At 66.0% G+C, this 20,732-nt stretch carries 18 protein-coding genes and 1 other RNA gene; 16 read left to right on the top strand and 3 right to left on the bottom strand.

All coding sequences use genetic code 11. The annotated features are described in order from the left end of the window. Positions 1 to 39 precede the first annotated feature (39 nt). On the top strand, positions 40 to 714 hold the full coding sequence (locus tag BJI69_RS03775) for an HAD family hydrolase (protein ID WP_046968244.1): 675 nt from the start codon (positions 40 to 42) through the stop codon (positions 712 to 714). 202 nt (positions 715 to 916) lie between these two features. On the opposite strand, the gene BJI69_RS03770 is transcribed toward BJI69_RS03775, so the two are convergent. The 3 genes from BJI69_RS03770 to rsmI all read right to left on the bottom strand — a co-directional run bounded on the left by BJI69_RS03770 (position 917) and on the right by rsmI (position 4,062). Then, on the bottom strand, positions 917 to 1,300 hold the full coding sequence (locus BJI69_RS03770; RefSeq protein WP_046968245.1) for a YraN family protein: 384 nt from the start codon (positions 1,298 to 1,300) through the stop codon (positions 917 to 919). 27 nt (positions 1,301 to 1,327) lie between these two features. Next, entirely contained in the window at positions 1,328 to 3,130 is a 1,803-nt protein-coding gene (locus BJI69_RS03765) for a penicillin-binding protein activator (protein WP_052767244.1), read from the bottom strand. 110 nt (positions 3,131 to 3,240) lie between these two features. Then, on the bottom strand, positions 3,241 to 4,062 hold the full coding sequence (gene rsmI, locus BJI69_RS03760; protein WP_046968264.1) for a 16S rRNA (cytidine(1402)-2'-O)-methyltransferase: 822 nt from the start codon (positions 4,060 to 4,062) through the stop codon (positions 3,241 to 3,243). 172 nt (positions 4,063 to 4,234) lie between these two features. Here rsmI and rnpB point away from each other — a divergent pair. From rnpB to ftsZ, 15 genes are all read left to right on the top strand, one after another. Next, positions 4,235 to 4,601: RNase P RNA component class A (gene rnpB, locus BJI69_RS03755), an RNA gene on the top strand. Positions 4,602 to 5,027: 426 nt separating this feature from the next. Beyond that, entirely contained in the window at positions 5,028 to 5,474 is a 447-nt protein-coding gene (mraZ, locus tag BJI69_RS03750) for a division/cell wall cluster transcriptional repressor MraZ (protein WP_046968246.1), read from the top strand. 44 nt (positions 5,475 to 5,518) lie between these two features. Next, entirely contained in the window at positions 5,519 to 6,445 is a 927-nt protein-coding gene (gene rsmH / locus BJI69_RS03745) for a 16S rRNA (cytosine(1402)-N(4))-methyltransferase RsmH (RefSeq protein ID WP_046968247.1), read from the top strand. Continuing rightward, positions 6,442 to 6,714, top strand: coding sequence for a cell division protein FtsL (gene ftsL, locus BJI69_RS03740; RefSeq protein WP_046968248.1), 273 nt, complete (start codon positions 6,442 to 6,444; stop codon positions 6,712 to 6,714). The genes rsmH and ftsL overlap by 4 nt, the downstream gene beginning before the upstream one ends. After that, on the top strand, positions 6,711 to 8,519 hold the full coding sequence (locus tag BJI69_RS03735; RefSeq protein WP_046968249.1) for a peptidoglycan D,D-transpeptidase FtsI family protein: 1,809 nt from the start codon (positions 6,711 to 6,713) through the stop codon (positions 8,517 to 8,519). Before ftsL ends, BJI69_RS03735 begins: the two co-directional genes overlap by 4 nt. Next, a complete protein-coding gene (locus tag BJI69_RS03730; RefSeq protein WP_046968250.1) occupies positions 8,516 to 10,009 on the top strand; it encodes a UDP-N-acetylmuramoyl-L-alanyl-D-glutamate--2,6-diaminopimelate ligase in 1,494 nt (497 codons plus the stop codon). The genes BJI69_RS03735 and BJI69_RS03730 overlap by 4 nt, the downstream gene beginning before the upstream one ends. Next, positions 10,006 to 11,370 (top strand): UDP-N-acetylmuramoyl-tripeptide--D-alanyl-D-alanine ligase, encoded by a 1,365-nt coding sequence (locus BJI69_RS03725; protein WP_046968251.1) that lies wholly within the window; start codon positions 10,006 to 10,008, stop codon positions 11,368 to 11,370. The genes BJI69_RS03730 and BJI69_RS03725 overlap by 4 nt, the downstream gene beginning before the upstream one ends. Beyond that, positions 11,360 to 12,442, top strand: a complete 1,083-nt coding sequence (mraY, locus tag BJI69_RS03720; RefSeq protein ID WP_046968252.1) for a phospho-N-acetylmuramoyl-pentapeptide-transferase — start codon at positions 11,360 to 11,362, stop codon at positions 12,440 to 12,442. Before BJI69_RS03725 ends, mraY begins: the two co-directional genes overlap by 11 nt. A gap of 5 nt (positions 12,443 to 12,447) precedes the next feature. After that, on the top strand, positions 12,448 to 13,671 hold the full coding sequence (ftsW, locus tag BJI69_RS03715; protein ID WP_046968253.1) for a putative lipid II flippase FtsW: 1,224 nt from the start codon (positions 12,448 to 12,450) through the stop codon (positions 13,669 to 13,671). Further along, positions 13,668 to 14,765, top strand: coding sequence for an undecaprenyldiphospho-muramoylpentapeptide beta-N-acetylglucosaminyltransferase (gene murG, locus BJI69_RS03710; RefSeq protein WP_046968254.1), 1,098 nt, complete (start codon positions 13,668 to 13,670; stop codon positions 14,763 to 14,765). Before ftsW ends, murG begins: the two co-directional genes overlap by 4 nt. After that, the gene (murC, locus tag BJI69_RS03705; protein WP_046968255.1) at positions 14,762 to 16,201 is read left to right on the top strand and encodes a UDP-N-acetylmuramate--L-alanine ligase; all 1,440 of its coding nucleotides are present in this window, start codon (positions 14,762 to 14,764) and stop codon (positions 16,199 to 16,201) included. Before murG ends, murC begins: the two co-directional genes overlap by 4 nt. After that, the gene (locus BJI69_RS03700) at positions 16,201 to 17,175 is read left to right on the top strand and encodes a D-alanine--D-alanine ligase (protein ID WP_046968256.1); all 975 of its coding nucleotides are present in this window, start codon (positions 16,201 to 16,203) and stop codon (positions 17,173 to 17,175) included. The genes murC and BJI69_RS03700 overlap by 1 nt, the downstream gene beginning before the upstream one ends. Next, a complete protein-coding gene (locus BJI69_RS03695; protein ID WP_046968257.1) occupies positions 17,172 to 17,912 on the top strand; it encodes a cell division protein FtsQ/DivIB in 741 nt (246 codons plus the stop codon). The genes BJI69_RS03700 and BJI69_RS03695 overlap by 4 nt, the downstream gene beginning before the upstream one ends. 8 nt (positions 17,913 to 17,920) lie before the next feature. Continuing rightward, entirely contained in the window at positions 17,921 to 19,156 is a 1,236-nt protein-coding gene (ftsA, locus tag BJI69_RS03690) for a cell division protein FtsA (RefSeq protein ID WP_046968258.1), read from the top strand. 132 nt (positions 19,157 to 19,288) lie between these two features. Next, positions 19,289 to 20,473, top strand: coding sequence for a cell division protein FtsZ (gene ftsZ, locus BJI69_RS03685; RefSeq protein ID WP_046968259.1), 1,185 nt, complete (start codon positions 19,289 to 19,291; stop codon positions 20,471 to 20,473). Positions 20,474 to 20,732: the final 259 nt, after the last annotated feature.

Below are 20,732 nucleotides of genomic sequence, written 5' to 3'. Positions count from 1 at the left end.
CCCCATATAGGCGGGAAGCTACCCGTGCAAGGATCCATCGTGTCTACCCGCGACCCCATTGTTTTCCTGTTCGACGTCGACAACACCCTGATCGACAACGACCGTTTCAGTGCCGACCTTGCCGCACGCCTGGTGCGTGATTTCGGCGAAGCCGGGCAAGCGCGCTACAAGGCGATCGACAAGGAGATCCGCGACCAGGTCGGTTACGCCGACTATCTGGGCGCGCTCCAGCGACTGCGCGGCCAGGAGAGCAGCCCGGCCTTCATGGAGATGTCGTTCTTCCTGCTCGATTATCCCTTCGACGAACGCCGCTTTCCCGGCGTGATCGAAGCGATCGACCACCTGCGTACGCTGGGTCGGCCGGTGATCATGTCCGACGGCGACACGGTGTTCCAGCCGCGCAAGATCCGTCGCGCCGGACTGTGGGACGCGTTCCGCGAGGACGTGCTGATCTACGTGCACAAGGAAGACATGCTCGACGACATGCAGAAGCGCTACCCCGCCGACCACTACGTGATGGTCGACGATAAGCCGCGCATCCTCGTCGCGCTGAAGAAGCTTCTCGGCGACAAGGTGACGACGGTCTTCGTGAAGCAGGGCCACTACGCCGCCGCGGCTGGCGCCGACCTCCTCGAGACCCCGCCCGACATCACCATCGACTCGGTCGGCGAGCTGGCGACGATGGGCCGCGAAGCCTTCCTGGCCACAGCCTGACGAAGCCCTGGTAGGAGCCGATTCATCGGCGATCCCGCGGCAGCGGGCCAGATTATCGATGGCCTATGCCCTTGTGGGAGCCGATTTATCGGCCCTTGTGGGAGCCGATTTATCGGCGATTGGCGTTGCAGCTTCTCCGCTCCGTTGGCTTTTCGCCGATGAATCGGCTCCCACATGTCTTTGTTCGCCGATGAATCGGCTCCTACCGAGCCCCGTCGGCGTCGAACGCCGCGCGAATCCATTCCACGGTGTCCCCTTCGAAAGCCAGCACATCGAACCGGCAGGGCCGCTGCGCATCGTTCGGATGCCAGCCGAGCCAAAGGTGCGCCGCGCTGATCAGCTTGCGCCGCTTCGCCGCGGTGACCGAACCCAGGGCTCCGCCGAACGCGCTGCTGCGCCGGTAACGCACCTCGACAAAGACGAGGGTCGGGCCATCGCGCATGACCAGGTCGATCTCGCCGTGCCGGCAGAGGAAGTTCGCGCGCACGAGGCGCAAGCCGCGCGATTGCAGAAACGATAACGCCGCGCCCTCGAAGCAGTCTCCGGTGGCGCGGCGCGCGGTGGTCTTTTTCGTTGTCGTGGTCACGCGGCCTCCTGGCCGCGCCGGCGGGAATCAGCCGCCGCCGCTTTCCACGTTCGGGGCCGCTGCCGGCGCTTCGAGTTCGAGGCTACCGGCGACGGGGTGGGCGACGCCGTCAGTGAAGCGCGCCCAGATCAGTACGCGGCGCACGCGGCCGAACTCATCCGCGACCAGCTGGCCGGTCGCACCAGGCAGATAGCTGCCCGGATGCCCGCGCATCCAGTCGATGTAGGGCACGAGGCCCCACGCGTCCATGCCGAAGGCGAACAGGCGCGCCGCCACGCCCCGGGTCGAGGGTAGCGCGGAGGAAAGATCCGCACGGCGGGGCAGGCCCGGCTGCCCGTCGAACAGCCAGGGCGCATCGCAGAACTCCACGCCTTCCAGATCGCGATCGGCCGTAGCGTCGTCGCCACCGCTGTAGACGTGCGAGGTCGCGAACACCGGCAGGGTGATCTTCGCCAGTCGCAGCTGCGGCAGGAGCAGGCGTGCCTGTTGGGGCTTCATGCTGATGAAGACGCCACTGGTGGCGGGATCCTGGTCGGCAGGCGCGGAAAGTTGCGAGGCGAAATCGATGCTCGCCGAATCCAGCGTCGCCTGGCTCGTCACGGTGCCACCGCGGGCCTGCCACTCGGCCTTGAAGGCGTTGCCGGCACGGCGGGCGAAATCGTCGGTGGAGACGATGACCAGGGCCGTGTGCATGCCACGGTCGGCCATGTGATCGGCCACCTGGGCGCCTTCCGTCTCCGGCAGCAACCCGAACTCGTTCGCGCCCGCCGGCGGAAGGTTCTTGTTGTCGTTGGGGTAGTTCAGCGTGAGCATCGGCGCGGGCAGGGCGCCCTTGGCGAAGATGGCGGTCACGCCGTCCCGGTTGAGTGGGCCGACGACGAAACGCGCGCCTTCGGCCACGGCCTTGTCGTATGCGGCGACGGCATGTGCGGCGTCGTTGCCTGCGTCGTAGACGACGACGTCGGGGCGCGGTGCATTGGTGTGCGCCGCCTCGACATAGTTGGTGAAGAAGCCGTCGCGGATCGCCGCGCCGGCACCGGCGAGCGGGCCAGTGAGCGGAAGCAAAAGCGCAACCTTGGTCGGCACCTTATAGCCTTCGCGTACGCCCTTGTCGCCGGTTACCGTGCCGACGGCCTGGTCGAGCACCGCCGGGGTCCGCGTGACATTGCCGAGCTGGCTTTGCGCTTCGATCACCCAGGGCCGCATCGGATCGTTCGGCGGCAGTGCACCGGCACGTTCCGTCAGGGGTTGGCTGCCCATGCCGGTGAGCAGGCTGACGATCTCCCGGCGATTCTGTTCGCGATCGAGGCCGCGTAGCTGGCCATCGAGTTCGACGCGGGTCTGCGCGGCGCTCCAGGGGTCGTTGGATGCTGCCTGCGCGCGGGCGCGCAACTCGGCGAGCCGTTGCTCGACCTGCGGCGACACACGCGACGACGGCTTGCCGGTGTACGAGAGGGCTGCCGCCGGATCGTTGTTCTTCAGGGCGATCTCGGCACGCAGGGCATCGAAGCGCAGCGCGTCTTCACCCTCGAGCCGCGAACGGTGGATATCGGCGACGACCGGGGCGGCCCGATCCAGCGCGCCTTCCTGGCGGTAGGCTTCGGCCGCAAGCAGCTTGTAGTAATCGCGGTGTGCCGAATCCTGGCCGGCGAGCGCGAGATAGGCCTGGGCCGCCTGGTCGAACTGGCCCTTGGTGTAGAGCGCCTGCGCCGCCTGCGTGGCCTCGCCGGAAGGCGCGGCGCCATGTTGGCTCACCCCGCCCTGGGTCACGCAGCCGGCGAGGCCGGTGCAGAGCAGGAGGCCGAGAGTAGTGGCGCGGATCGGTCGCATCGCAAGATTCCTTGGTAGCACGGTGGCACCCACCGGCGCCGAAACGTCCGGATCATAGCCCATCGCTTTGCGAGGCCGATGTGAGGCGAGGACCGCGAGGCCGCCCCGGCTCAACTGCCGTACAGGGCCTTGCGGGGTGCGCCGGTGATCGCGGCGGCCATCTTCGCGGCCTTGGCCGGCGGCAGTTCTTCCTTGAGGATCGCGAACACGCGCAGGCCCTCGGCCAGGCGTTCCTCCTCGCCTTCCTCACGCCCGGCGACCATCACCACGAACTCGCCTTTCTGCTGGTTGGGATCGGCAGTGACCCGTTCGACGAGGCTGGCGAGGCTGCCGTCGAGCACGGTTTCGAACATCTTGGTGAGCTCGCGGGCGACGACGGCTTCGCGGTCGGCGCCGAACGCCGCGGACATGTCTTCCAAGGACTCGACGATGCGATGCGACGACTCGTAGAAGATCAGCGTGCGCGGTTCGCCAGCCAGCTCGTTCAGGCGCGTGCGGCGTGCGCCGGCCTTGGACGAAAGGAAGCCTTCGAAAATGAAGCGGTCGCTAGGCAGGCCAGCCACCGACAAGGCGGCCACGACGGCGCTGGCGCCCGGTATCGGGCTCACCCGCAAGCCCGCCGCGCGGGCAGCACGCACCAGCCGGAAGCCCGGGTCGCTGATCAGTGGCGTACCCGCGTCGGAGACCAGGGCGACATCGTCGCCCCCGCGCATGCGCTCGACGAGCCCGTCTACAGCGGTACGCTCGTTGTGGTCGTGCAGGGCGACCAGTGGCGTGTCGATGCCCAGGTGTTGCAGGAGCGGGCGCGTATGCCGGGTGTCCTCGGCGGCGATCACCTTCACCCGCTTCAGCGTTTCGATGGCGCGGGCGCTGATGTCGTCGCGATGACCGATCGGCGTGGCGACCACGTGGAGGATGCCGGGGCGGGACAAGGACATCGAGGGGGATCCGGTTGGAGGTGACCTGGCATTGTAGGAGCCGATTCATCGGCGATGCTCTTCCTCGGATGGGAGGTGAGGCCAGCAACCCGGCAAGAGCGCTGCTACGCAGCGGGTTTATTCATTATTAGCCGATGAATCGGCTCCTACATGTACTATGGGAGCTGGAGTCGGCCGGACAGTCGCGTCACGCCTTCGGGCGTATCGAGGAAAGTCCGGGCTCCATAGGGCAGGGTGCCAGGTAACGCCTGGGCAGCGTGAGCTGACGGCTAGTGCAACAGAGAGCAGACCGCCGATGGCCCCGCAAGGGGATCAGGTAAGGGTGAAAGGGTGCGGTAAGAGCGCACCGCATGCGGGGCTAACGTCGCATGGCACGGTAAACCCCACCCGGAGCAAGACCAAATAAGGGAACTATGACGCGGCCCGCGTCGTTCCCGGGTAGGTTGCTAGAGCCTGGCGGTGACGCCAGGTCGAGAAGAATGACTGTCACGTCGCAAGACGAACAGAACCCGGCTTACAGGCCGACTCCTTTTCTTCGCGGTATCGCGGCGCCGTCTCAGGACGGCGCCGCTTTGTTTTTGATCCAGGTAGGAGCCGATTCATCGGCGATGGGTGCTTGCAGCTTCCTGTGGGAGCCGATTTATCGGCGATGGACCTCACTGCTTCACCGCTCCGTTGGCTTTTTCACCGCTGAAGCGGCTCCCACATTTTCTTATGAACGTGAGTTCAGTCACACATTGGAAATCCCACAAGCGGGGGCCCTGAAACACCGAGTCCGTTCGTAAAAAACCTCAACGATTCAACCACCTTCCGCCCCTTCCTCAGAAACGGCTGGAATTGGTGATGAACGTGAGCTTTCTCCTTGATTCACAAGAAAAATTTCCTTGACAGTCTCAGGACCCGAGACTATCGTGGGCCCCAGTGTGAAATCGTGGGATTTGGTGGGGCGGCCAACGAAGATGTTTCAAGGCGAGACAGCCATTACGGTCGACGACAAAGGTCGTCTGACGATTCCGACGTCATATCGGGATCTGGTTGCGAACGCCTGCGCGAATCGTCTGGTCATCGCCTACAACCCCTTCGACACCGGTTGCCTCTGGATCTTTCCGTACGCGGAATGGGAACAGGTTCGCGACCAGGTGAACGCGCTGCCCAGCGTCAAGGCCGTACACCGGGCTTTGCAGATGAAGCTGGTGGGTGCTGCGGCCATCGTCGAGCCTGACGGAGCGGCCCGCATCCTCCTCCCATCGAGTCAACGCTCGGCGGCTGGCATAGAAAAAAAGGCCGTCCTCCTCGGCATGGGCAACAAGTTCGAGCTTTGGAGCGAACAGGCCCACCTCGCCAAGATCCGGCAAACGATCGGCGAGGACGAGATCAGCGACGACATGGCGGAACTGCGGTTGTGACGAATTAACTCGAGGTTTTAGTGAAACGGGAGCGGGATGTGGTGATGGCGGGGCGCGATGTTCACATCCCTGTGATGCTCGACGAAGCGGTGGAGGGCCTCGCCTTGCGCGAGAACGGGCGCTATCTCGATGGGACGTTCGGCCGCGGCGGTCATGCCCGGGCGATCCTTTCGCGTCTGTCCACCGATGGCCGCCTGTTCCTGATGGACCGCGATCCCACCGCGATCGCCGTCGCCGAAGCCGACCTCGCCACCGATCCCCGCGTCGCCCTGCGCCACGAGAACTTTGCCACCATGGCTGAGTGGCCGGCGCTCGAGGGCGGCCTCGACGGCATCCTGCTCGACCTCGGCGTGTCCTCCCCCCAGCTCGACGATCGCAGCCGTGGCTTCAGCTTCATGGCCGACGCGCCGCTCGACATGCGCATGGACACCTCGCGTGGCATCAGCGCCGCCGACTTCCTCGCCGAAGCCGACGAGGTCGAGATCGCCGACGTGCTCTGGCGCTTCGGCGAAGAGCGCTTCAGCCGTCGCATCGCCAAGGTGATCGTCGAGCGCCGTGCGACGACGCCAATCACCCGCACCGCTGACCTCGCCGATCTCGTCGCCGGCTGCGTGGGTCGTCGCGAACCGGGCAAGAACCCGGCGACGCGCACCTTCCAGGCCCTGCGCATCCGCGTGAACGCCGAACTCGAATCCGTCGAGCGCGGCCTCGACGCTGCCCTCGACCTGCTCAAGGTCGGCGGCCGCCTGGCCGTGATCAGCTTCCACTCGCTGGAAGACCGCACGGTCAAACAGTTCATCCGCTCCCACGAAGGTCGCGTGCAGGGCAATCGTCGCGGTCCGCCGCCGCCGGATGCGAAGCAGGCCCGCCTCAAGCCGGTCGGCAAGGCGATCTTCCCGTCCGATGCCGAAGTGGCTGCGAACCCGCGTTCGCGCTCCGCCGTGCTACGCATCGCGGAGAAACTCGCATGAAGGTGTTCGGCGCGATCTGCCTCTCGATCCTGCTGCTGGCGGTCCTCGCCAGCGCGATCGGGGTGGTATGGACGCGCCACGAGAGCCGCCAGCTGTTCGTCGAGCTCTCGAAAATGCAGTCGCAAAAAGACGATATCGGCGTCGAATACGGCCGTCTCGAACTCGAGCAGGCAACGTACGCCGAGCCCAGCCGCATCGATGCGGAAGCCCGCGCCAAGCTCGGCATGATCACGCCGAAGCCGCAAGACATCCAGTTGGTGCGGCGATGAAGGCGCGCTACGGCAAGCCGGTCGTACCGAGCCGCCGTCGCGGCCAGGGCCCGAGCCCGCGCAAGCGCATGACCGTCGTCGTCGCGCTGCTCTGCGTCTGTGCGTCCGGCCTGGTCGTGCGCGCGTTCGACCTGCAGGTGGTGCGCAAGCAGTTCTACCAGGATCAGGGCGATGCCCGCTTCCTGCGTGAAATGCCCATCGCCGTCTCGCGTGGCACGATCTTCGATCGCAACGGCGAGCCGCTGGCGGTGTCGACGCCGGTCGCCTCGATCTGGGCCAATCCGCCGGAAGTGCTGGAAAACGAAGACCGCATTCCCGAGCTGGCCAAGGCGCTCCACGTCGACGCGGACGATCTGAAGCAGAAGATCGCCGCGCGTGCCGACAAGGAATTCATGTACATCGCCCGCCAGATGCGTCCCGAAGACGCGCAGGCGATCGTCGATCTGAAGATCCCGGGTATTTCCTCGCAGCGCGAATACCGCCGCTACTACCCGTCGGGCGCCGTCAACAGCCACATCCTCGGTTTCACCAATATCGACGATCACGGCCAGGAAGGCCTGGAACTGGCCTATGACGAGTGGCTCTCCGGCAAGCCCGGTGCGAAGCGCGTCATTCGCGATCGCATGGGACACGTGGTCGAAGACGTCGAGCTGGTCCGTGAGCCGCAGCCTGGCCGCGACCTGACACTGTCGATCGACCGTCGCATCCAGTACCTCGCCTATAGCGCGTTGAAAGACGCCCTGGACAAGAACAAGGCCGACTCCGGCTCGATCGTGGTGATGGACGTGCACACGGGCGAAGTGCTCGGCATGGCCAACCTGCCGACGTTCAACCCGAATGCCGTGCGCGGCAGCACGCCGAACGATCGCCGCAACCGCGCGCTCACCGACGTGGTCGAGCCGGGTTCGACGATGAAGGCCTTCACCATGGCGGCGGCGCTGACCAGCGGCAAGTACACGCCGACCTCGCCGATGATCGAAACCTCGCCGGGTACCTGGATGATGGGTGGCCACCCGGTGCGCGATACGCACAACTGGGGCACGCTCACGCCGACCGGCGTGATCACGAAGTCGTCCAACGTCGGCGCAGCCAAGATCGCGATGACGCTCGATACCGACTTCCTCTACAACATGTGGAAGTCGTTCGGCATCGGCAGCAACACGGGCAGTGGTTTCCCTGGCGAAGCGGCCGGGTACCTGCCGGTGAGCCGCACCTGGAAGCCGATCGAAAAATCGCGCATGGCCTACGGCTACAACCTCAGCGTGACGCCGTTGCAGCTGGCCACGGGCTACGCGGCGATCGCCAACGGCGGCGCCCTGCGTTCGCCGACCTTCATCAAGGGTGCCGACAACCCGGCGAACCAGATCATCACGCCGGACGTGGCGCACGAGCTCGTGCGGATGCTCGAGACCGTGCTCCAGCCCGGTGGTACCGGCTTTGGCTTCGCGTCCGTGGCCAATTACAGCGTGGCCGGCAAGACGGGTACCTCGCACAAGTTCTCGGTCGGCGGTTACTACGCGAAGAACTACATCTCGCTCTTCGTCGGCATGATTCCGGCCAGCGCCCCGCGCCTGGTCACCGTGGTCGTGATCAACGATCCGCAGGGCGGCCACTACTACGGCGGCTCGGTGGCCGGCCCGGCCTTCGCCCAGGTGATGCAAGGCGCCGTGCGCCTGCTCGATATCCCACCCGACAACGTCGGACGCTGGTATGTCGGCGGCCCGAGCGTGGGCGGTCTGATCGGATCGTCGAATGCGCCACCGCCGCCGGCGGACGACAGCGCGGCGGAAGAGGTGGTCCCATGACCATGCCACTCGCCGAACTCCTGAATGGTTTCGCCGACGCCTCGGGTGTCGGCGAAATCGTCGTTTCGGGGCTTTCGCTGGATTCCCGCGAGATTGCCGAAGGAAACGCCTTCGTCGCCCTGCGTGGTGGCAAGGGTCATGGCATCGACTTCGCGGCCAAGGCCGTGGCGCAGGGTGCCAGCGTGATCCTCGCCGAGCCGCCGTTCACCGCGGCCGACGCCGGTGTGCCCGTCGTCAGCGTCGACAGGTTGCGCGAGAAGACCGGCGCCATCGCCGCCCGTTTCTTCGGCGAGCCGTCGCAGTCGCTCGAACTGATCGGCGTCACCGGCACCAACGGCAAGACCTCGACGGTGCAGCTGATCGCACAGGCGCTGGCTTTCCTCGGACGCAAGCCGGCGACGGTCGGCACGCTGGGCGCGGGCATGCACGGCGCGGTCGTCGAAGGCGAGCGCACCACGCCGGACGCGATCAGCATGCAGGCCCTGCTTGCCGGATTCCGCGACGCCGGTGCCTCGCACGTCGCCATGGAAGTGTCCTCGCATGCGCTGGAGCAGGGCCGGGTCAACGCGCTGGCGTTCGACGTCGCCGTGTTCACCAATCTCACCCGTGACCATCTCGACTATCACGGCACGATGGAAGCCTACGGCGCCGCCAAGGCCAAACTGTTCGCCTTCGACGGCCTGCGTGCCGCGGTGATCAATATCGACGATCCGTTCGGCGCGAAGCTGGCCAAGGGTCTGGGCGAGGGCATCGCGAAGCTGCGTACCACCATGGCGGGCGAGAGCACCGACAAGGACGCCGAGGTCCGTGCCGATATCATCGTGACGTCGGCCAAGGGGCTCTCGTTCAACCTCAATACGCCGTGGGGCATGCGCACGGTGCGTAGCGCGCTGCTCGGCCGCTTTAACGTAGCCAACCTGCTTGCCGTCGCCGCCGTGCTCGGTGCGCTGGGCGAGCCGTTCGATCGCATCCACGCCGCCCTGGAATCCCTCGAGCCGGTCAACGGTCGCATGAGCCGGCTGGGTGGCGACGGGCGCAAGCCGCTGGTCGTCGTCGACTACTCACACACGCCGGACGCACTGAAGCAGGCCTTGCTGGCGCTGCGTTCGCACACCAAGGGCAAGCTGATCTGCGTGTTCGGCGCCGGTGGCGACCGTGACCAGGGCAAGCGCCCGATCATGGCTGCCATCGCCGAACGCCTCGCCGACACGGTCATCGTCACCGACGACAACCCGCGCTCGGAAGACGGCGACACGATCGTCGCGCAGATCATGGAAGGCTTTGCCCACCGCGACACGATCCGGGTCGAGCGCGATCGCGCGCAGGCCATCGCCATGGCGCTGGCCGACGCGAAAGCCGACGACGTCGTGCTCATCGCGGGCAAGGGCCATGAAACCTATCAGGAAGGTCCGCAGGGCAAGTTGCCCTTCGACGACCTCGCCGTCGCCCGTGAGGCGATGGCCAAGAGCACAAAAGGAGTTCGCGCATGATGCGCCTGTCCGCCGTCGCCCTCTGGACCCGCGGCCGCCTGCACGGCGCCGATGTCGAGGTGACCGGCTTTTCCATCGATACGCGCACGCTGGTGGCCGGCGACCTGTTCGTCGCGCTGCCGGGCGAGCGCGTGGATGCCCATGATTTCGTGGCTGCTGCCGCCGAGCGTGGTGCCATCGCTGCCCTGGTCACTCGCCCGGTCGACGTGGCGATCCCGCAGGTGATCGTCGACGACACGCAGATCGCCCTGGGCGATCTCGCCAGTGCCGTACGTGCCCAGAGCAACGTCCGCGTGGTCGGCATTACCGGCTCCAACGGCAAGACCACGGTGAAGACGCTGACCGCGTCCATCCTCTCGCGCCACGGCCGCACGCACGTCAACGCCGGCAATTTCAACAACGAGATCGGCATGCCGCTGACCCTGCTGGCGATGCCGCAGGACACCCAGTACCTCGTACTCGAGATGGGTGCCGGCAAGCCGGGCGATATCGATTACCTGGCTGCCATCGCTCGGCCCGATATCGGCCTCGTCAATTCCATCGCGCCTGCGCATCTTGAGCGCATGGGCACGATCGAAGGCGTCGCTGAAACCAAGGGCGCGCTCTACCAGTCGCTGCCTGTCGACGGTGTCGCGGTGATCAACGCCGATGAAACGCGCTTTGCCGGCTTCTTTGCCAACCTCGCCGGCACGCGGACCATCCTCCGTTACGGTCTCGAGCACCGCGCCGATATCGGCGCGGATATCGTCGAGGAGCGCATCGACGGCACGCACTTCGTCCTGTCCACGCCGCATGGCGATGGTGACGTGCACCTGCCGATGGCCGGTCGCCACAATGTCGCCAATGCGTTGGCCGCCGCTGCCATCGCCACCGCGCTCGACGTGCCGGTCGACATCATCGTCGAGGGTCTCGAGCAGGTGCCGCGTGTCGCCGGTCGGCTCAATCTCGAAGCCATGCCGGGCAACTGGACCCTGATCGACGACAGCTACAACGCCAACCCGGGTTCCGCTGCCGCCGCCATCGACACCTTGTCACTGGCTCGCGGCGAGCGCTGGCTGATCCTCGGCGATATGGCCGAACTTGGCGCGGACACGATCAAGCTGCACGCCGGTATCGGCAAGCTGGCCCACGAGCGTGGCATCGAACGCCTGCTCGCCACCGGGAGCAAGTCGGCCGCCGCCGTCGAGGCGTTTGGTCCGGGCGCACAGCATTTCGCCACGCAGGAGGCACTGATCGAGGCCGCCTGCACGCAAATCCACGAGGGCGTGACCTGCCTCGTGAAGGGGTCACGTTCCTCCGGCATGGACCGGGTCGTGGCGGCAATGAAGAAACACGCTGAAGGAGCATCCGATGCTGCTTGAACTGGCGGAATGGATGGCTCGGCACTTCACGTCGCTGCATCTTTTCCAGTACATCACCTTCCGCGCGATCATGGCGGCGCTCACCGCGCTGGCCGTGTCGCTGCTGCTCGGCCCGGCGCTGATCCGCAAGCTGGCTGCCCTGAAAGCGGGGCAGGTGGTGCGCAGCGACGGTCCGCAGACGCATCTTTCCAAGGCCGGCACGCCGACCATGGGCGGCACGCTGATTCTCTTCGCCATCGGTATCGCCACGCTGCTGTGGGCGGACCTCGGCAATCGCTACATCTGGGTGGTCCTGCTGGTCACGCTTGCCTTCGGTGTCATCGGCTTCTACGACGACTATCGCAAGCTGGTGCTCAAGGACAGCCGTGGCCTGGCCAGTCGCTGGAAGTATTTCTGGCAGTCCGTGTTCGGCCTCGCCGCCGCCGTCTTTCTTTACCAGACGCACCAGGCGCCGGCCGAGATCGCACTCTACGTACCGCTGTTCAAACAGGTGGCCGTGCCGCTCGGCCTGTTCTTCGTGGTGATCGGCTATTTCATCATCGTCGGCTTCTCCAACGCGGTGAACCTGACCGACGGGCTCGACGGCCTGGCGATCATGCCGAGCGTGCTGGTCTCCGGTGCCCTGGGCATCTTTGCCTACCTTGCCGGTAACAAGCTGTTCTCCGAGTACCTCGGCATCCCGGCCATTCCCGGTGCCGGCGAGCTGGCGATCTTCTGCAGCGCGCTATCCGGTGCGGGCCTCGGCTTCCTCTGGTTCAACACCTATCCGGCCCAGGTCTTCATGGGCGACGTGGGTGCGTTGGCGATCGGCGCTGCGCTCGGCTGCGTGGCTCTCATCGTCCGTCAGGAAATCGTCTTGCTGGTGATGGGCGGTGTGTTCGTGATGGAAACCGCCTCGGTGATGTTGCAGGTCGCCAGCTTCAAGCTGCGTGGCAAGCGCATCTTCCGCATGGCGCCGATCCACCATCACTTCGAGTTGAAGGGCTGGCCTGAACCTCGCGTCATCGTTCGCTTCTGGATCATCAGCGTCGTGCTGGTGCTTATCGGTCTCGCCACGTTGAAGGTGCGCTAAGAATCATGTTTGGCTTCGGCACAAAACAGGCGCAACGCCGACAGGGCCCGCGGGGGAGTTTCGACCTCCCGTTGCTCCTGGCTGCGCTCGCGCTCGCCGCGCTGGGAGTGGTGATGGTCACCTCCAGTTCGATCGCCGTCGCCGATGGTTCGCACCAGGGCGCCTTCTACTATCTCAAGCGCCACCTGGTGTTCCTGTTCCTCGGTGGCTGCTTCGCCGCCGCGGCGATGCGCACCGAGCTGAAGACGCTTGAGAAGCACAGCTTCCTGCTCCTGCTGCTCGGCATCATCATGTTGCTGATGGTGTTCCTGCCCGTGTTCGGCATGCGCATCAACGGTGCGCGCCGTTGGGTGAACCTGCTGGTGACCAGCTTCCAGCCGGTCGAGGCGGTCAAGCTGATTCTTGTCGCCTATCTGGCAAGCTATCTCGTCCGTCATCGCGAGGGCGTGGAATACGAACTGTTCGGCGTGGTCAAGCCGGTCGGCGTTGCGGGCCTCATCGTGCTCCTGCTGCTGGCCCAGCCCGATTTCGGCTCGGCGGCGCTGGTCGTCGCCACCACGGTCGGCATGGTCTGGCTGGCCGGCGCGCGCATGCGCAACCTGTTGCTGCTGGCGACGCCCCTGGTCCCCGCCTTGATCTATGCGGCGACCGCCGAGGACTACCGCATCAAGCGCCTCACCTCCTTCCTCGATCCGTGGAAGGACCCGTTCAACGACGGTTTCCAGCTCACCCAGGCACTGATCGCCGTGGGCCGTGGTGAATGGACCGGCGTGGGCCTGGGCTCGAGCGTGCAGAAACTGTTCTACCTGCCCGAGGCGCATACCGACTTCATCCTGGCGGTGCTCGCCGAGGAACTCGGTCTGGCTGGCATCGTCCTGGTCATCTTCCTTTATGTCGTCTTGGTGGGACGTGGCCTTTACGTCGGCCTGAAGGGCGTCGAACTCGGTCACCGTTTCTCGGGTTATGTGGCCTACGGCATCTCGCTGATGATGGGCTTCCAGGCCATGGTCTCGATCGGCGTGAACCTCGGCGTGCTGCCGACCAAGGGCCTGACCCTGCCGCTGATCAGCTCGGGCGGTTCGTCCGTGCTGATGACCTGCGCCATGGTCGGCGTCCTCCTGCGCGCGACGTTCGAGATCAATCGCGCCGAAGACGCCCGCCAGACCGCCGTTCGCCTGCCGGCCAATGCGGTGCCGGATGCGTCCGCCCCGCTTGGAGGCATGGCATGAACGCGCCGGTCCTGATCATGGCCGGCGGAACCGGCGGCCATATCTTCCCGGGACTCGCCGTGGCCGACGAGCTGCGCTCGCGTGGCGTGCCGGTGGCGTGGCTCGGTGCCGAGGGCGGCATGGAAACGCGCGTCGTGCCGGCGCACGGCCTCGATCTGCACACGATCGCCGTCGGTGGCTTGCGTGGCAAAGGCCTGACGACGCGCCTGATGGCGCCGTTGATGCTTGCCCGCGCGCTATTCGCGTCGTTGAAGCTGCTGCGCAAGCTGCGCCCGCGTTGCGTGCTGTCAATGGGTGGCTATGTCGCGGGCCCCGCCGGCGTGGCCGCGCGTCTGGCCGGCATCCCGTTGGTCGTGCACGAACAGAACGCCGTCGCTGGTTTCACCAATCGCAAGCTGGCGTCGTTCGCGAAAAAAGTGCTCACGGGCTTTCCCAACGTGTTGCCCAACGGCGAGTGGGTGGGTAATCCGGTGCGCGCGAAAATCGCCGCGCTGCCGACACCCGATCAGCGCCTCGCCAGCCGCGAGGGTCGTCCGCGCCTGCTGGTGCTCGGCGGCAGCCTCGGCGCCCGCACGCTCAACCTCGCCCTGCCCAAGGCGCTTGCCTTCATGCGCAGCTCGGCCGATTTCGCCGGTCTCGAGCCGGAAGTCGTGCACCAGACGGGTGAGCGCGGTCTCGAGGAAGCACGTGCTGCCTACGCCGCAGCGGGTATCACCCATGCCAACGTCGTGCCCTTCATCGAGGACATGGCCGGCGCCTACGAATGGGCCGATCTCGCGGTGTGTCGCGCGGGCGCCCTGACCGTGGCCGAGCTGTGCGCCGCTGGCCTCGAAGCCTTGCTCGTTCCGTTTCCGCACGCCGTCGACGATCACCAGACGGCGAATGCCCGTGCGATGGTCGACGCCGGTGCTGCGCTGCTGCTTCCGGATCCCATCGCTGCCTCGAACGACGGTCCCGAGGCGTTAGCCGTGTTGCTGGGTAGCCTGCTTGGCGACCGACAGCACATCCTTTCCGCGGCCAATGCGTCCCGTACGCTGGCCAAGCCCGACGCCGCATCAACGATTGCACGTCACTGCATGGAGGTTTCCGCATGACGCCCGGTCGTTTGCGTGCCCACGACGATTTCATGACCTCGTTCCGCCGCGTCCACTTCATCGGTGTGGGCGGCGTCGGCATGAGCGGCATCGCCGAAGTGCTGAAAAATCTCGGCTACAGCGTGTCCGGTTCCGACCGTGCGCCGTCGCCGACCACCGAGCGCCTGGCCAAGCTGGGCGTGGAAGTGCACATCGGCCACAACGCCGCGAACATCGACGGCGCCGACGTGATCGTCACCTCGAGCGCGATTCGCCAGGACAACCCCGAGATCGTCGCCGCGCAGGCCGCCCGCGTACCGATGGTGCCGCGCGCGGAAATGCTCGGTGAGCTGATGCGTTTCCGTCGTGGCATCGCCATCGCCGGAACGCACGGCAAGACGACGACCACCAGTCTCGTCGCCAGCGTGCTCGCCGAAGCGGACTACGATCCGACCTTCGTCATCGGTGGCCAGCTCAATGCCGCCGGCGCCAACGCGCGCCTGGGCACCGGTCAGTACCTGGTCGCCGAGGCCGACGAATCGGACGGCTCGTTCCTGATGCTCTCGCCGGTGATGGCGGTCGTCACCAATATCGATGCCGACCACCTCGAGAACTACAACGGCGACTTCGCCCAGGTGAAGAAGGCCTTCCGCGATTTCCTGCATCGCCTGCCGTTCTACGGCATGGCCGTGCTGTGCATCGACGACGACGAAACGGCCCTGCTCGCGCAGGACACGTCGCGTCGGATGCTGACCTATGCGATCGACAAGCCCGGCGCCGACGTGACGGCGACGAACGTGCGCCAGATCGGTTTCGAAATGCATTTCGACCTGCACCTGCCGGGTATGGCTGGGACGCTGCCGGTGACGCTGAACCTGCCGGGTCGGCACAATGTGCAGAATGCGCTCGCCGCCGCGGCCGTGGGCTGGCAGCTCGGCGTCGAAGCCGAGGCGATCGCGCGCGCGCTGGCTCGTTTCGAGGGCGTGGGTCGTCGCTTCCATCGTCGCGGTGAAGTCGCGCTCGACAGCGGCAGTGCACTGCTCGTCGACGACTACGGTCACCACCCGCGCGAACTCGCCGCGGTCTTCGCCGCCGCGCGTGGCGGCTGGCCGGATCGACGCCTGGTCGTCGCCTTCCAGCCGCATCGTTATAGCCGTACCCGCGACCTGCTCGACGACTTCGCCAACGTGCTCGCCGAAGTGGACGTGCTGGTGCTGACCGAGGTCTATCCGGCCGGCGAATCGCCGATCGCCGGTGCCGACGGCAAGGCCCTGGCCCGTGCCATTCGTGCGCGTGGCAAGACCGACCCGGTCCTGGTCGATCACCCGCGCGACCTGCGCGACACGCTGTCCGCGCTGGTGCGCGACAACGACCTGATCATGCTGCTGGGCGCCGGGGACATCGGTGCGGCGGCCGTCGAGCTGGGTAATGCCGGCCACCTTAGGAGCAACAAGTAATGGATGACACCCGTTTCCCCCGCCTGGTCACCGATGCGGCCGATTTCGGCCGCGTCGCCGTGGTGATGGGCGGCAATTCGGCCGAACGCGAGGTCTCGCTCGATTCCGGCCGTGGCGTGCTCGAAGCCCTGCGATCGCGCGGTGTGGATGCCCATGCCATCGACGGCATCCCGGCGCTGCTCGATGCCGTGCGTGCAGGGCACTTCGCCCGCGTCTTCAATATTCTCCACGGCGCCGGTGGCGAGAACGGCGAACTCCAGGGTGCGCTGCAGTCGCTGGGTGTGCCGTACACCGGGTCGGGCGTGCTGGGCTCCGCGTTGTCGCTCGACAAGGTGCGCGCCAAGCAGGTCTGGATTGCGCTCGGCCTGCCGACGCCAAAGTTCAAGGCGCTGCCGCGCGGTGCCGATGTGCACGCCGCCGCGCGCGAGGTGGGTTTCCCGCTGATCGTGAAGCCCGCCTGGGAAGGTTCCAGCGTTGGCGTCACGCGCGTGTTCGACGAAGCCGGCCTCGACGCCGCCGTGGAGCTGGCGCGTAAGTACCCCGGCGACATGCTCATGGAAACGCTGATCGAAGGCGATGGCAACGAGGGTGGCGAATTCACCGTCGGTATCCTCGGCCGCGAGGTATTGCCTACGATCAAGATCGTGCCCAAGGGCGAGTACTACGACTACAACGCCAAGTACGTCGCCGAAGACACCCAGTACATCGTGCCCGGCCTCACCGCCGCCGCCGAAGACGAGATGCGCGCGCTTGCGTTGACCGCGTTCGACGCACTCGACTGCTTCGGCTGGGGTCGCGTCGACGTCATGCGCGACCGTCATGGCAAGAACTGGCTGCTCGAAGTGAATACCGCGCCCGGGATGACGTCGCATTCGCTCGTCCCGAAAGCCGCCGCCGTCGCAGGCCTGGATTACCCGGCCCTTTGCTGGCGCGTCCTCGAAACCTCCATGGAACGGGAGGGCGCGAAGGCATGAAAGGAGCCGCCGCCACGCGGATCGTCGCCTGGGGTATCGCCATTACGTTGGTGGTACTGCCCGTGGTCGGCGTGATGCAGGGCTGGTTCGCCGCCGGTCGCTGGCCGGTGACGAACATCAAGGTCGAGGCGGAGTTCGCGCACGTCAGTGCCGAACAGATCCGCAGCGCCGTGTTGCCGCGGCTGGGCAAGGGCTTTTTCGCCACCGACCTGGAAGACGTACGCCACGCGATCGGCTCGCTGCCGTGGGTCGAGTCGGTCGAAGTGCGCAAGCGCTGGCCCGACACCCTGCTGGTGCGCATCTATGAGCGTCAGCCGTTCGCGCGCTGGAACGAAGACCGGCTGATCAGTCGCCAGGGTCTCGTCTTCGATGCACCGGGTGCCGATCAGATGGGCGACCTCCCGCGCTTGCACGGTCCGGATTCGCGCCTGGCCGAAGTCGTGAGCTTCTATGCGCAGGCACACAAGGCCTTCGAGGGCAGGGCACAGCTCGCCATCGTCGGTGTGAGCCTGAGCGAACGCGGCAGCTGGAGCGTCACGACGGAAAGCGGTGCCGAGATCGTCATCGGCGATCGTGACCAGGCCGACCGTCGCCTCGCCCGGTTCCTCGATGTGTACCCGCAACTTGTCGCCGGTCGGCGTGGCGGTTTCGCCTATGCCGACCTTCGTTACACCAACGGATTCGCCATCCGGTGGCCGGAATCGGAAACCACGGCCACACCCAAGGTCGGAAGCTGAGCTAAACCATGAGAAACAAGAACGACAAACAGCTCGTCGTCGGCCTCGATATCGGAACGTCGAAGGTCGTCGCGATCGTCGGCGAATACGAGCCGGGCGAACCGATCGAGATCATCGGCATCGGCACGCACGTGTCGCGTGGCATGAAGCGCGGCTCGGTGGTCGATATCGAATCGACGGTGCACTCCATCCAGCGCGCGGTCGAAGAAGCAGAGCTGATGGCCGGCTGCGACATCCGCTCGGTCTACGCCTCGATTTCGGGCAGCCACCTGGAAACGCGTAACTCGCACGGCACCGCGGCCATCCGCGACCGCGAGGTGATGGCGGCCGACCTGGAACAGGTGCTGGAAGCCGCGAGTGCGGTGGCGATCCCGGCCGACCGCAAGGTGCTCTATAAGGAATCGCAGGAATACCGCATCGACGGCCAGGACGGCATTCGCCACCCGGTCGGCATGAGCGGCGTGCGCCTGGAAGCCAGCGTGCATCTGGTCACCGGCGCCGCCAGCGCGGTGCAGAACATCTCCAAGTGCATCCAGCGCTGCGGCCTCTCGGTCGACGAGCTGGTGCCGGCGGCCGTGGCCAGCGCGAAGGCCGTGCTCACCGAAGACGAACTCGAGCTGGGCGTCTGCCTCGTCGACATCGGTGCAGGCACGACCGATATCGCCATCTATACGCAGGGCGCGATTCGCCACACCAAGTCGCTGCCTGTCGGCGGCGATCAGGTGACCAACGACATCGCCTACGGCGTGCACACACCGACCGCTCACGCGGAAGAGATCAAGATCAAGTACGCGTGCGCGCTCGCCCAGCTTGCCCACGCGGAAGAAACGATCCAGGTGCCGAGCGTCGGCGATCGTCCGCCGCGCCGTCTCGCGCGGCAGGCGCTCGCGCAGTCGGTGCAGGCCCGCTACGAGGAAATCTTCGAGATGGTGCAGGACGAACTGCGTCGCTCGGGATACGAGAGCCTCGTCGCGGCCGGCATCGTGCTGACCGGCGGCGCCTCGCGCATGGAAGGCGCGCTCGAACTGGCAGAAGAAATCTTCCACAAGATGGTCCGCATCGGCGTGCCCCAGCACGTGTCGGGCCTGGGCGATGTCGTTTCCAGCGAGCTTCATTCGACCGGCGTGGGCCTGCTTCTGCACGGCTCGCGGTCGAGCGGCGCGTCGCGCAACACGAGTTCGGCTGCCGGCAATGTCGGCAGTGTGGTCGAGAAGTTCCGAAGCTGGTTCACCAAGAATTTCTAAGTCAAAACCGGATTGTCGGCGCCCGATGGAAGGGGGGTGCCGGGGCAACAGGATGGCCCGCAACCCACGGTCGACAGGAGTCGGACGTGGGACATAAACCATAAAAACTAAAAGTTCTGCGGAGGACGGGAAATGTTTGAACTCATCGAAAAGCTGGCACCGAACGCTGTCATCAAGGTCATCGGCGTGGGTGGTGGCGGCGGTAACGCCGTGGCCCACATGGTCAACTCCAATATCGAAGGCGTCGAATTCGTCGTCGCCAATACCGACGCGCAGGCCATGAAGAGCTGCAACTCGCGGACGCATCTCCAGCTCGGTGGCAATGTCACCAAGGGCCTGGGTGCGGGCGCCAACCCGGAAGTGGGCCGCCAGGCCGCGCTGGAAGATCGTGAGCGCATCGAGGAAATGCTCGAAGGCGCCGACATGGTCTTCATTACCGCCGGCATGGGCGGTGGCACGGGTACGGGTGCGGCGCCGGTCGTCGCCCAGCTCGCCAAGGAAAAGGGCATCCTGACGGTCGCGGTCGTTACCAAGCCGTTCCCGTTCGAAGGACGTCGCCGCATGCAGGTCGCCCTGAAGGGTATCGAAGACCTCTCCCAGCATGTCGACTCGCTGATCACGGTGCCGAACGAGAAGCTTCTCTCGGTGCTCGGTCGCGAAGTGACCTTGCTCAACGCCTTCAAGGCGGCCAACGACGTGCTCCAGGGTGCCGTCCAGGGCATCGCCGACCTGATCACGGCCCCGGGCCTGATCAACGTCGACTTTGCCGACGTCCGTACCGTCATGAGCGAGATGGGCATGGCGATGATGGGCTCCGGCACCGCTCGCGGCGATGACCGTGCGCAGGCCGCCGCCGAGGCCGCCATCAACAACCCGCTGCTCGAAGACGTGAACCTCGCCGGCGCCTGCGGCATCCTGGTCAACGTCACCGCCGGTCCGAACCTGACCATGCGCGAGTTCGACGAGATCGGCCGCGTGATTCACGATTTCGCCTCGGAAGACGCGACCGTGGTCATCGGCACCTCGCTCGATCCGGACATGCAGGACGATGTCCGCGTGACGGTGGTCGCCACGGGCCTGAACCGTGCCGGCGTAGCGGCGAAGCAGCCGATCCGCCAGCCGGTGCAGCAGCAGGTCGAAATGCGCCAACGTCCGCGTCCGGTCGTGCTGCGCACGGGCACCGGCAACGAAGTGGTCGACTACGCCCAGCCCGACGTCGTTTCGTCGACGCGTTCGGAGCCGGCACCGTCGAAGGGCGCCGAGCCGACGATCGATTACCTGGACATCCCGGCGTTCCTGCGCCGCCAGGCGGATTGACCGTCTTTTGACGTGACAAGAGGCACGTTAAGGAAAACGTGAGGCCCGCCCGGCACGACGCCGGGTAGCCCGACGCTTCGCCGCCGATCCCGTCCGGGCGGCGGAGCGTTGCCGTGTCAACGGGATAAATGCGGGAGCGTTCTCAAGTGCTTGAATGTGCAAGGGATCAGTCGCACAGTCAATGAGAATGGCTCGCGGTTATAGCTGAAGGAAGGGTGAAGCCGTGCAAGACTTCTCCCGTGGGCTCGTCCATCCCCAG

This window comes from Luteibacter rhizovicinus DSM 16549, assembly GCF_001887595.1.
GTDB classification, from domain to species: domain Bacteria; phylum Pseudomonadota; class Gammaproteobacteria; order Xanthomonadales; family Rhodanobacteraceae; genus Luteibacter; species Luteibacter rhizovicinus.
This window is presented reverse-complemented; position numbering and strand designations above follow the sequence as displayed.